Origin of the sequence: Micromonospora mirobrigensis (assembly GCF_900091555.1) — a bacterium.
GTDB classification, from domain to species: domain Bacteria; phylum Actinomycetota; class Actinomycetes; order Mycobacteriales; family Micromonosporaceae; genus Micromonospora; species Micromonospora mirobrigensis.
This window is the reverse complement of record NZ_FMCX01000004.1, coordinates 22,378-34,239: the sequence shown is the minus strand read 5'-3', so window position 1 is coordinate 34,239 and position 11,862 is coordinate 22,378. Positions and strand designations below refer to the sequence as shown.

Below are 11,862 nucleotides of genomic sequence, written 5' to 3'. Positions count from 1 at the left end.
TGCGGGGGCGAGGTCGACGGGTCGGCCTCCCCCTGAGTCACGCGTGACGCGCTCCACAGCGCCTGCCCACGAGGTCCTTTTGCCTGAGAGGTTCCGGGGAGGAATCTGCCCCTTCGGCGCCGCCCGGATGGTTTCCGGGCGATCTCTCCCACGTGGGTGGTACCGGCATGGTCAACGCTACCAGCGCCCACGTTTCGCGCAGATGTCCTACCCCGGCTCAGCCCGCCACCGGGCTCGCCGCGGCGGGCACCGCACCCGCGCCGGCGTCCGCGCTCACCCGCGGGGCGAGCGCGCCGGCCAACCCGCCCAGCAGCGCACCCAGCGGGGCGTCCACCCGCAGCGTCGCGTGGCCGTCGCCGCGGGTCGGGCCCTGGTTGACGATCGCCACCGGGATGTTCTGCCTCGCCGCCGCCAACACGAACCGCCGCCCCGACATCACCGTCAACGACGACCCGAGCACCAGCAGCGCCCGCGCCCCGCCGACCAGGTCGAAACACCGCGACACCCGCGCCGCGGGCACCGTCTCGCCGAAGAACACCACATCCGGCTTGAGCATCCCGGTGCCACAGAACGTGCAGTCGACCGTCCGGAACCCGGCCACCTGCCCGTCGTCGAGGTCCACATCCCCGTCCGGGTTGACCGTCACCGCGGCCACGTCGAAGTCGGGGTTGGCCTCCCGCAGCCGCCGGTCCAGCTCGTCGCGGGACGTGCGGTTGCCGCAGTCCAGACAGATCACCTCGTCGAGGCGCCCGTGCAGCTCCACCACCGGCGTGCTGCCCGCCGCGGTGTGCAACCCGTCGACGTTCTGGGTGATCACCGCGTCGACCAGCCCGGCGGCCTGGAGCCGGGCCACCGCCCGGTGCCCGTCGTTGGGCGCCGCCCGGGCGATCGTGCGCCACCCCAGGTGGCTGCGCGCCCAGTAGCGGCGCCGCGCCACCGGATCACCGGTGAACGTCTGGTACGTCATGGGGGTGTGCCGGCGGGCCGCGCCGCTGGGCCCCCGGTAGTCGGGGATGCCCGACTCGGTGGACAGGCCCGCCCCGCTGAGCACCACCACACCACCGGCGGCCACCAGACGGTGCAGGGCGTCGATCGTCTCGCTCACCCGTCCATGCTGCCTCGCGCCACCCCCGCTCGGCGACCGCACACCGGTGACCCTCGTCGCCGCCGACCGGCCCCGCCGGCCCGCCCGCGGCACTAGGTTGCAGGTATGCGTGTCGTCATCGCCGGAGGCCACGGCAAGATCGCCCGGCTGCTGGAACGGGAACTCACCGGCCGGGGCGCCACCGCCGTCGGCCTGATCCGCAACCTCGACCACGCCGCGGCGCTGCGCGCCGCCGGCGCCCTGCCCGTCGCCTGCGACCTGGAACGCGCCGGCGTCGAGGAGGTCGCCGGGCACCTGTCCGGCGCCGACGCGGTGGTCTTCGCCGCCGGCGCCGGCCCGGGCAGCGGCGCCGCCCGCAAGGACACCGTCGACCGGGCCGCCGCCGTGCTGCTCGCCGACGCCGCCCAGGCCGCCGGGGTACGCCGCTACCTGCTGGTCTCCTCCATGGGGGTGGACCAGCCACCGGCCGCCGGCACCGACGAGGTGTGGGCGGCGTACCTGGCGGCCAAGAAGGCCGCCGAGGACGACATCCGCGGCCGGGACCTCGACGCGACCGTCCTGCGCCCCGGCCGGCTGACCGACGACCCGCCCACCGGCCGGATCACCCTCGCCCCGCACGTGCCGCCCGGCGCGGTCACCCGCACCGACGTAGCCCGGGTCCTCGTCGCCCTCCTGCAGCACCCGGGCACCGCCGGCGCCGTCCTGGAACTCACCGACGGTGACACCCCGATCGCCGACGCCGTCGCCGCCGTCGACACGCCCTGAACCCGCCGCCCGGCGGGGCCGCTGAGCAGGTCGGCGTCAGCCGCCGAGGACACCGCGCAGCTGCGCCGCCGCGCCACCGGCCGCCGCGGCGTCCGCGCGCAACTGGTCCGACTGGGCGCTGAGGTACTGCTGCCAGCGGTCCAACTGCTGCTGGGCGGCCGCCACCGCGGCCAGCGCCGCCGCGTGCCGCTCCTCCAACTGCTGCAACTTGCGCTGCAACTCGTGGACCCCCGGACCGCCCACCGGCGGCAGCGGACCCGACCCGCCCAACACCCCACCGCCCAGCAGCCCGTTGGACGCCGGGGCACTCATCTCACCGGCCCGCCGGTGCGCCTCGGCCAAGATCTCGTCGGCCTGCCGCCGCGCGTCGGAGATGATCTCCGCGCCCTCCGCGCTGGCCTCACCGATGGTGCGGTTCGCCTCGTCCTGCGCCCGCATCGCCAACTCCACCGTCATCGGGTCCGGACCCGACGGCGCGGCGTTCGACGGCAGGGTGCCGTGCCGCAACATCTCCACCTGGCTCAGCAGGCCCTGGTTCTCCCGCTTCTGCCGCTCCAGCTCCGCGGCCAGCAACGAGATCCGGTCGTCGGCGGACCGGACGACCTCGGTGACCTCCTCCGCGGCCAACCAGTGACTGCCCCGGAACCGGCGGGCCTCCAACATGGCCAGCGCGCGGGCCGTCTCACCCTGGTCCACCAGACCGGGCATGCTGATCCGATGGTCGGAGTGATGGTCGATGCTCATCGGGCACCTGTCCAACTGAAGTCGCGCGGGGCAGCGGCGCCGGCCTCGGCGAGGGGCGGGTAGAGGGAGTGATCGTAGCTCTCCGTCAGGATCTGCTCAGGCTGCACACCCGACCGCGCCAGTATCGTGATCGTCTCCCGGGTCATCTCCGGGCTGCCGCACACCAGGATCTCCGTGTCCGTCCACGGGCCCAGCCGCACCGCCGTGTCCCCCGCCTTGCCGATGGCGCCCTGCCAACCCCACCCGGTCTCCACCGTGGGCACGTACCGCAGCCAACCCGCCGCGCCGTTCTGCCACGCCTGCGCCGGCGGCATCGACGCCAACTGCGCCAACGCCTGGTCGTCGTACAGGTCGTCCGGGGTGCGACCCCCCACCACCAGGGTCGTACGCCGCCCCGAGCCCTGCTGCAACGCCTCCACCACCGCCCGCAACGGCGCCAGCCCCGTACCCCCGGCCACCAGCAGCAACGGCAACTGCGGCGACCTGTCGTACGACGACAGCGCCGTGCCCACCGGATGACCCAGCAGCAGCCGGTCCCCGGCCCGCAACTTGCGCACCAGGTGGGTGGAGAACCGTCCGGTGGCCCGGACGTGGAAGTCGATGGTGCCGTCCGCGCGCGGCGCGTTCGCCGGCGACAGGTACCGCCACGTGCGCAGCTCCGGCACCTGCACCGGCAGCGACTGCCCCGGCAGGTAGTTGCACAGGTAGTTCGGACGCACCGTGAACACCGCCACGTCGGAGCGGCGCCGCTCCACCCCCAGCACGTCGGCCTCCCAGTACGGCGGTGACGTGCGCTCCGCCTCGGCCGCGCCGGTGAGCATCAACTTCGCCACCACCTCGTACGCCGCCGCCCACTCCGCCTTCAACGACGGCGTCCAGTACGGGCCGAGGAACCGCTCCAGGGTGGCCAGCAACGCCTGACCCACCCAGATGTAGTGCCGCTCCCCCATCGCCACGTGCCGGCCCCGCTGGTCCTGCCCGTGGAACCGCCGGTGGTCGGCGCCCAACCGGTGCGCGAACGCCGTCAACGCGCCGGGATCGTCCAGATTGGTGATGATGTGCCCCAACGCCTTGAGGAGCTTGTCCTCCTGGTACTGCATGTTCGTCGGGAACATCGAACGGGTCTCCGGAGCGACCACGAACAACGTCGCGTAGAAGTACTTCGACGCTTCCGCGCCGGCGGCGGAGAACTGGCTCCAACTCTGCCGCAGGGCCGCGCTGTCCATCGTCAGTCCTCCTGCTTACGGGCGATCGCGTGACGCTCCCGAAGAGTCAACCCCATCCCGCCCTCGGGGTCGTAGGCGCGGTCCCCCTGCCACAGGTTCGGGTTCGGCACCCGGGTGTCGTAGTAGCGGTGATGCACCGCGTGCAACGCCGCCCACCCCACGCTGCCGTTGAGCCACGACCAGTCCCCGTACACCGGACGGCCCGCCTTCTCCTCCTGCCCGCAGAACTTCATGAACAGCTCCGACTCGGTGTGCGGGTCCGACACCCGCACCCCGGCCAGCCTGAACGAGTGCAGCACCGCCTGGTTGATGACCAGCACGGCGTGCTCCCGCCACAGGTTGTCCTCCCGGCCGGTGTCCAACCCCAACGCCGCCGCCACCACCCGCAACTGGTCGTACCGGTCGGCGTCGCCCATGTTGCGGGTCCCGATCTCGTCGGACAGGTAGTGACCGTTGAACGGCGCGCAGCTGTAGTCCACCCCACCGATTCGCAGCCGCATGTTGCTGATCACCGGCAGGGCGTGCCAGCGCAGCATCAGATCCGCGAACCACGGATGGTCCGGATGCGACAGCGCCACCTCCCGCACCAGCTCACGCGGCACCTCCACCACCGCCGGGTCCTCCGTGGCCGTCTCGATCACCCACGGCAACGGATCGAAGCGCCCCGGCACCGGCGGCGGCCGCCACCCCAACCGCAGCGCCGCCTCCGTCATCCCCACCTGCACCGGATCACCCAGCACCGAACCGTCGGGCTGCCGGTGACCGCAGTACCGGATCAGCTGGTCGTTCCAGATCCGCGCCCGCGGACCCACCCCCGGCCGGTCCGGCGCGAACACCGTCATCACCGACTGGATCCGCCCACCGTTGTCCCCGGTCGCCAGGTGCGCCGCCAACTCCTTGGCGATCCCCGCCGCCGAGGTGACATGCCGCCGGTCGCGGACCTTCAGACCCGCCCACCGCACCCGCCCCACACAGCGCACCGAGTTACGCCAGGCCACCTTCGCCCCGTACGCCAACTCCTCGCGGGTGTGCCGGTACGACCCGGTCAGCGCGATCTCCTCGCCGACCTCCTCCAACCGCTGCGCCAGACCCGGCAGCTTCCGCTCGGCGTGGAACAGGCCCAGGAACTCCTCGGCCTCCGCGGCGACGTCCCCGCCGGCGCCCGGCGCCACCTCGACCTCGACCGCCGGGTCCTGCGGGGTCACCGCTCCGGTCACCGGACAGGTCATCGTGGAATGGTCTGCGACGGCGCTGCCGGCCCTCACGGGACGCAGGCCGACAGGGTGGTCAGTGTGCACTTCGGCTCGTTTCCCCGTCCTCAGGCAGGCGGCGGCGCGACTGCCACGCCGTCCCCAACTCGGCCCCACCACCTACCTGACCGTCACTCACAGTGACAATCCGCTCTCAGTGGTGATCACCCAGCACAGGATTCCTGTCCACAGGAAAACTGTCAACAAGCCAAATCCACCCCGGAGCGTCCATAAGAGACGACACCGGCCCGCCCACACGACAGTGCCGCGGCCCACCGGACCGCGGCACCCAGAAAAACCCCGATCAACCAGCCCGACGCCGCGCCCGCCGCGCCGCCAGCTCGTCACCCACCGGCTCCACACCCACCACCGGCTCCGCCGCAGCCGGCTCAGCCGGCAGATGCGACAACGAACCCTGGATCTCCTTGAACGCACCACCGATCGCGATGCCGAAGACGCCCTGCCCACCCTGCAACAGGTCCACCACCTCCTCCGGCGACCGGCACTCGTACACCGTCGTCCCGTCGGAGATCAACGTGATGCCCGCCAGATCCTCCACCCCACGCGACCGCAACGCCTCGATCGCCTTACGGATGTTCTGCAACGACACCCCGGCATCCAACAACCGCTTCACAACCTTCAACACCACCAGGTCGCGGAACGAGTACAACCGCTGGGTCCCCGAACCCGACGCGTCCCGGACACTCGGCACCACCAACGACGTACGCGCCCAGTAGTCCAACTGCCGGTAACTGATACCCACCGCGTGACACGCCGTCACACCCCGGTACCCCACCGAACCGTCACCATCGGTTGCCGACCCCGGCGGGACCAACCCCGCACCCTGCTGCTGCGTACCCGGATCGGGATCTCGCGGCTCATGCATCCGGACAACCTCCCCGCCCGTGCGGCGACACGCCGTTTCCCGCGACGCGCGCCCCTCGACACGGCAACCCTATAGCGCCGTGGAAGGGATACCACGCAGGAACCGTCGCGACACGCCGCCGCGAAGATCACCAACCGCACCGGCACACCCACGGTCACGGCAAGTGACGACCAACCCGAACCGGCCCACCACCACCCGGGCCACCGGATCAACCCGCGAAATCCTCCGGCCGCACCTGCTCCAGGAACTCCCGGAACTTCTCGACCTCGTCCTCCTGCTCATCGGGAATCACGATCCCCGCCTCGCTGAGGACCTGCTCCGCACAACGAATGGGAGCACCGACCCGCAACGCCAACGCGATCGAATCACTCGGCCGGGCCGACACCCGCACCCCGTCCCCGAGCAACAGATCAGCGTAGAAGACGTTCTCCTTCAACTCGGTGATCTCCACCGCCCGCAACGGCGCACCCAACGCCACCAACACATCCCGCAGAAGGTCATGAGTCAACGGACGCGCCGGCTTCACACCCTGCTGCTCATAGGCAATCGCCGTCGCCTCGACCGCGCCGATCCAGATCGGCAGATAGCGGTCCCCCTCGACCTCCCGCAGCAGGACGATCGGCTGGTTGCTGGGCAGCTCCACCCGAACTCCGACCACGCTCAGCTCGCGCACCGCCGCCTCCGTGTCGTCGTCGCCTACGCACCGCGCCCTTCCCTGCACGGTACACGGACCGCGACACGGTCGTCCCATGCGCTCACCTGCACCACGCGCCGCCGGAAAGGGGTTACCCCGGCAAGCCTACGACACGCTTCCCGGAACAGATCTCTCACCGCCCGCCCCGCCCACCACACACGCGACGGGCGCCGGCAGCCCCAGCCACCGACGCCCGTAGACACCACACCTCACCGGCCCAACGTCGACCGCAACCCCACCCGCACCAACGCGGCATGCAACTGCTGCGACAACGCCACCAACTCCCGCGCCGTCTCCGCCGCCCGCGCCTGCGCCGCAGGATCCGACTGCCGCACCAACGGCGCCACCAACTGCGCGAACAGACCGACCTCCCGATCCGCCGCCGTCCGGTAACCCCGCAGATGCCGCGGCTCCAACCCGTACGCCGCCAGACCCGCCACCGCCCGCGCGATGATCAACGCATCACCGTCGTACCAACCCGGCGGATCCGACACCAGCACACCGAGCCGCTCCAACTCCACCAACGTCGACTCGGCGACCCCACTACGCGCGATCAGATCCACCCGCGAGAGCCGCACCGGAGCCGACTCGGCAGGCTCCTGCGACCCACGCCCCGGAACCTCACCATCGGGACCCACCGCCACCAACGTCGGCCGCTGCCGACCCGGCGACGCACCACCGGCATCCCACTGCGCCAGCTGGTCCCGGATCACCCGCAACGGAAGATACTGATCCCGCTGCGCAGCCAACACGAACCGCAGCCGGGCCACATCGTCCCAGCTGTACTTCCGGTAACCCGCCGCCGTCCGCTGCGGCTCCACCAGACCCTCGGCCTCGAGAAACCGCAACTTCGAAATGGTGGTATCCGGAAAATCCACCCGCAACTGAGCCAGCACCTCGCCGATACTCATCAGCGGTTGAGACCGCGCCGCCCCGGGCGGCGTCGAAGCCGCAGGCTCGTTCACCCCCGGCCGGCCTCCTCCTCCGGGCGCGGACCGGCGATGAACACCACCCGGAACTTACCGATCTGCACCTCGTCACCATTGCTCAACGTGGCCGCCTCGACCCGCTCCCGATTCACGTACGTGCCGTTCAGGCTGCCCACGTCCCGCACCGTGAACGTGCCACCGTCCCGGTGGAACTCGGCGTGCCGCCGTGACACCGTCACATCGTCGAGGAAGATGTCACTGTCCGGGTGCCGTCCACTGGTCGTCACATCGTGGTCCAGCAGGAACCGGGCACCCGCATTCGGCCCACGACGCACCACCAGCAGCGCCATGCCCGGCGGCAGCGAACCGGACATCCGGCTCGGCACCACATCGGTATCCGGACCCTCCAGCACTTCGTCGAGCGAACCGAGATTGAGCGTCGAAGTGACGTCGAGCGGGGGGAACTCGTCGCCTGGGCGCGTCATGGGACCACCTCACGGATCAGATCGGTCAGCGTCGGGCAATGGCGGGCAATGGCCGCCGGGCAATCCACACACCCAGCGGCTGGCTCCCCGTGCCAGGGAAGGCAAACACCACGAACGCTCAACTATTGGGTTCTCGGTCGACTGGGCGAGCCTAGCCAGCGCCGAAATGCAGGGCAACCGGACGCGCGGAACCAACCCACGCCCCGGCCAGGACAACTCAGCTCTCGACGAGCTCGCGGTACGCGCCGGCGGTCAGCAGGGAATCCAGCACCGCCGGATCCTCGACCGCGATCTCCACCAACCAACCCGCACCGTACGGATCAGTGTTGATCACCTCAGGCGTGTCGGCCAACGCGTCGTTGCGCGCCACCACCGTGCCACCCACCGGCGCGTAGATCTCCGACACCGACTTCGTCGACTCGATCTCACCCAGCGACTCACCCGCCGCCACCACCGCACCGGACTCCGGCAGCTGGACAAACACGATGTCACCCAGAGCATCCTGAGCGAAATGGGTGATACCGACCCGGACCCTACCGGCATCGCCACCCACCACCCACTCGTGCTCGGCGGTGTAACGCAGATCCTCAGGAATCACCAGACGCGTCCTTCATCCATCGAGGCACCGGAGAACCGGCGCGGCCGCGCCGGTCACGAGACCGGACGGGCGTGTTCCAGCTTCAACGGATCATGCAGCGCCGAAACCTCGACAGTCCCACGATCCTCGACGATCACGTTACCGCCGCCACCCTGAACCGACGCGACCACCCCGCCGGGAATGTTGAGCGCCGTACGCATCGTCGCCGGATCACCGATCACCATGATCGTAAACGGACCCGACAATCGGCGCCCGTCCACCACCAGCGCACCGTTCTCCCCGTCCAGGAAATACGTCGACGCCACGATCCGAGCCGGCGTACCCCCGGCACCCGAGATCTGCATCGCCTCCGCACCCGCGCCCCGCAACTCCTGCACGGCGTCCAACACCCGGTTCGCCGAGATCGAACCACTGCCCGGCTCGAACCGCACCGTCAACCCCGGACCCGTCGCCGGCAACGTCCCCGCCAGGATCCCCAGCTCGTCCGCCCGCCGCGTCGCCTCCTCCAACGCCGCCTGCCGACCCTGCTCACCCGAGCGCAACTGCCGCTGACTGTCCTCCAGCGTCGCGATGTCCTGCCGCAGCCGGGTCTCCCGCTGCCCCAGGTCCGACAGGATCCGCACCAGGTCCTCCTGCCGGGTCGCCCCGGCCGCCGGATCCGTCGACGTCGTCCGCAACTGCACCACCAGCGTGAAACCCAGCAACGCCAGCAGCACCGCGATCATCACCGACGCGCCGCTGAACCGCCCCCGACCACCACCGGCAGCAGCGCCACCGACCACAGCCTCCGCCGGCCGCTCGTCGTCCGCCGGCCGCTCAGCGGGAACCGCCGGCCCCACCGGCGCCAACGGACTCAACTCGTCGGCGTCCGGCGCCTCCGGCCGAGGATCCGGCTCACCCGCCGGACCCTCCGGACGCGCCGGCTCCACCGGCTCCGGCCAACCGGTACCCGTGCCGCTGCGCTCGTCGTCACTCATGCTGAAAACCTACGCCCGGAACAGGTGACGACGGATCGCCGCCACGTTGCCGAAGATCCGCACACCGAGTACCACCACCACACCGGTCGACAACTGACCACCCACACCCAACTGGTCACCCAGATAGACGATCAGGCCAGCGACCAGCACGTTCGAGATGAACGACACCACGAACTGCTTGTCGTCGAAGATCCGGTCGAGCTTCGCCCGCACCCCACCGAACACCGCGTCCAACGCCGCCACCACCGCGATCGGCAGATACGGCTGCAACGCGACGGGCACCGTCGGGTCCAGGTACACCCCGAGCACCACACCGGCGAGCAACGCCAGCACCGCGATCATCGGACACCTCCGGAGGGGCTGGGAGACACACCCGGACCGGACGGCCCGGGACTCGACGAACGACCACCGCCCGAGATCGAGGGACTCGGACTCACCGGCGGCCTGGCGTAGCGTAGCTGCGGCTCCGCGGCGGCCGGCAGGGTGAGGTCCTCCGCCTCCCGCACCCCGAACGACAACCCCGTCGTCCTGGCCACCTCCTCCATCAACAGCGCCGCCCGACTGTCCCGGAACCGGCGCTGCATCGACCCCGGACCGATCGCCGACACCTCGTACGGCCCCGTCACCGGCCGGAAGTCCACCAGGATCGCCTCCCCCGCCGTCCGGATCGTCGACGTCGCCGTCAACCGCTGCCCGTTGATCGCGATCGCCTCCGCACCCGCACCCCACAGGTCGTTCGCCACCCGCTGCAGATCCGTGTACAACACCCGCGGCGGGCCCGCGCCCGCACCCGTCACCGCGTCGGTGTCCTGCGCCGCGTCGGCCAGCCGCACCACCACACCGTCACCGCGCACCCGACCCAGCCCGGTCCCCGCCTCCAGCTCCCGCAGCCGCGCCGCCTGCGAACCACCCAGCGCCGCGTCCCGCTGCCGGCCGACCTCCTCACGCAACTGGTCGGCCCGCACCGACAACCGGTCGGTCTCCCCGGCCCGCTCCCGGATCTGCTCCACCAGGCCCGCCCGGGTCTGGCTGCGCTCCGGCTCCGCCGCGGCGGTCTCCCGGTAGGCGACCACGAACAGCACCCCGAGCGCCACCGTCACCAGCAGGCTCACCACCCGCGCCGACGCACCCCGCCAGCCACCCGCGGAGGACGGAGAACCCTGGGCGGCGCGACGACGGGCGGCCGCCGCGTCGGCGTACCCCGGATCCAACGGGTTGCGGAACAACTCGGTCAGGAAGTCCGGCGCGTACACCCGCGTCGCCGGACCCCGGCCCTCCCCGGAGCCGTCGCTCACGCCGTCACCCCTCCGGAACCGTCCCGTACCGCCCGGACCAGGCGGCTCGCCTGCACCACGTACATCGCCCCGGCCGCCCAGTAGAGGACCAGACCCCACCAGGCCAGCCCCCAGCCGATCGCGCCGGCCGCGGTCGCCGCCGCCGGCGCCGAGGCCGCCAGCAGCAGGATCGGGAACGCCGCCAGCAGCAGGAAGGTCGCCGTCTTGCCGACGTAGTGCACCGGCGGCGGGCCGTAGCCGTAGCGGCGCAGCACCGCCAGCGACCCGAGCAGCAGCAACTCCCGCGCGAGCAGCGCGGCGGTGAACTGCCACGGCACCACGTCGCGGGCGGTGAACGCCAACAGGGTGGCCAGGATGTAGAGCCGGTCGGCGAACGGGTCGAGCAGCTCACCGAGCCGGCTCACCTGGCCCAGGCGCCGGGCCACCCAACCGTCCACCCAGTCGGTGGTACCGCCGATGGCCAGCACCACCACGGCGGCCACGTCGGCGCGGACGACCAGGAAGAGCCAGAGGAAGAGCGGTACGCCCAGCAGGCGCACGAAGCTGATCAGGTTGGGCACGGTCAGGACCCGGTCCCGCGCGGCGACCGCCTGCGGCGCCGGGTGCTCATCCCGAGCCTGTGGACGCGACACCGAACCTCCCCTCGCAGCACCCTCCGACGCCCGGCGCACCGGGCGCTGCGTGGGACATGCGCGTAAGCGGGCCGGCCGACGTCCACCGGCACCCTCTGCGATCCCGAACACGGGATCTCCCCCGGCGACCCGACGGCCGGAGCGACCGCGGGTCGGTGAAATTGCGTTGCCACTATATCGGGCTCACGTCCGCTGCCCGGCTCCCGCTTTGTCGGTGTCGGCGCGTGTGCCGGTCGATTGTGCGGTGGGTCACCACCCGTAAAGCATCCTAGGACG

The 11,862-nt window shown here is 71.3% G+C and carries 14 protein-coding genes and 1 riboswitch; of the genes, 1 reads left to right on the top strand and 13 read right to left on the bottom strand.

Features of this window, described 5'->3' with window-relative positions:
- Positions 1–61 precede the first annotated feature (61 nt).
- Positions 62–161, bottom strand: a riboswitch (glycine riboswitch).
- A 56-nt stretch (positions 162–217) separates the two neighbouring features.
- Positions 218–1,105, bottom strand: a complete 888-nt coding sequence (locus GA0070564_RS14675; protein WP_091609215.1) for an NAD-dependent protein deacetylase — start codon at positions 1,103–1,105, stop codon at positions 218–220.
- 105 nt (positions 1,106–1,210) lie between these two features.
- Between GA0070564_RS14675 and GA0070564_RS14670 the strand changes: the two genes are divergently transcribed.
- Entirely contained in the window at positions 1,211–1,870 is a 660-nt protein-coding gene (locus tag GA0070564_RS14670; protein ID WP_091609214.1) for an NAD(P)H-binding protein, read from the top strand.
- A 36-nt stretch (positions 1,871–1,906) separates the two neighbouring features.
- On the opposite strand, the gene GA0070564_RS14665 is transcribed toward GA0070564_RS14670, so the two are convergent.
- From GA0070564_RS14665 to clsA, 12 genes are all read right to left on the bottom strand, one after another.
- Positions 1,907–2,614, bottom strand: coding sequence for an SPFH domain-containing protein (locus tag GA0070564_RS14665; RefSeq protein ID WP_245670004.1), 708 nt, complete (start codon positions 2,612–2,614; stop codon positions 1,907–1,909).
- Positions 2,611–3,840, bottom strand: coding sequence for a globin domain-containing protein (locus GA0070564_RS14660; protein ID WP_091609213.1), 1,230 nt, complete (start codon positions 3,838–3,840; stop codon positions 2,611–2,613). Before GA0070564_RS14660 ends, GA0070564_RS14665 begins: the two co-directional genes overlap by 4 nt.
- A gap of 2 nt (positions 3,841–3,842) precedes the next feature.
- Positions 3,843–5,105, bottom strand: coding sequence for a nitric oxide synthase oxygenase (locus GA0070564_RS14655; protein ID WP_425412474.1), 1,263 nt, complete (start codon positions 5,103–5,105; stop codon positions 3,843–3,845).
- Between the two features lie 289 nt (positions 5,106–5,394).
- The gene (locus tag GA0070564_RS14650; RefSeq protein ID WP_091609211.1) at positions 5,395–5,976 is read right to left on the bottom strand and encodes a MerR family transcriptional regulator; all 582 of its coding nucleotides are present in this window, start codon (positions 5,974–5,976) and stop codon (positions 5,395–5,397) included.
- A gap of 208 nt (positions 5,977–6,184) precedes the next feature.
- Entirely contained in the window at positions 6,185–6,649 is a 465-nt protein-coding gene (locus GA0070564_RS14645; protein WP_088973764.1) for a bifunctional nuclease family protein, read from the bottom strand.
- Between the two features lie 230 nt (positions 6,650–6,879).
- Positions 6,880–7,581, bottom strand: coding sequence for a transcriptional regulator FtsR (gene ftsR, locus GA0070564_RS14640; protein WP_176730705.1), 702 nt, complete (start codon positions 7,579–7,581; stop codon positions 6,880–6,882).
- Positions 7,582–7,631: 50 nt separating this feature from the next.
- The gene (odhI, locus tag GA0070564_RS14635; protein ID WP_088962138.1) at positions 7,632–8,084 is read right to left on the bottom strand and encodes an oxoglutarate dehydrogenase inhibitor Odhl; all 453 of its coding nucleotides are present in this window, start codon (positions 8,082–8,084) and stop codon (positions 7,632–7,634) included.
- A gap of 217 nt (positions 8,085–8,301) precedes the next feature.
- Positions 8,302–8,682, bottom strand: a complete 381-nt coding sequence (gcvH, locus tag GA0070564_RS14630) for a glycine cleavage system protein GcvH (RefSeq protein ID WP_091609209.1) — start codon at positions 8,680–8,682, stop codon at positions 8,302–8,304.
- A 53-nt stretch (positions 8,683–8,735) separates the two neighbouring features.
- Positions 8,736–9,659 (bottom strand): DUF881 domain-containing protein, encoded by a 924-nt coding sequence (locus GA0070564_RS14625; RefSeq protein WP_091609208.1) that lies wholly within the window; start codon positions 9,657–9,659, stop codon positions 8,736–8,738.
- A gap of 9 nt (positions 9,660–9,668) precedes the next feature.
- Positions 9,669–10,001 carry a small basic family protein gene (locus GA0070564_RS14620; RefSeq protein WP_088971492.1) on the bottom strand — a complete coding sequence of 111 codons (333 nt, stop codon included), beginning with the start codon at positions 9,999–10,001 and terminating at the stop codon, positions 9,669–9,671.
- Positions 9,998–10,954 (bottom strand): DUF881 domain-containing protein, encoded by a 957-nt coding sequence (locus tag GA0070564_RS14615; RefSeq protein WP_091609207.1) that lies wholly within the window; start codon positions 10,952–10,954, stop codon positions 9,998–10,000. Before GA0070564_RS14615 ends, GA0070564_RS14620 begins: the two co-directional genes overlap by 4 nt.
- Complete coding sequence (clsA, locus tag GA0070564_RS14610) at positions 10,951–11,520, bottom strand: cardiolipin synthase ClsA (RefSeq protein WP_425412488.1); 570 nt, start codon at positions 11,518–11,520, stop codon at positions 10,951–10,953. Before clsA ends, GA0070564_RS14615 begins: the two co-directional genes overlap by 4 nt.
- Positions 11,521–11,862: the final 342 nt, after the last annotated feature.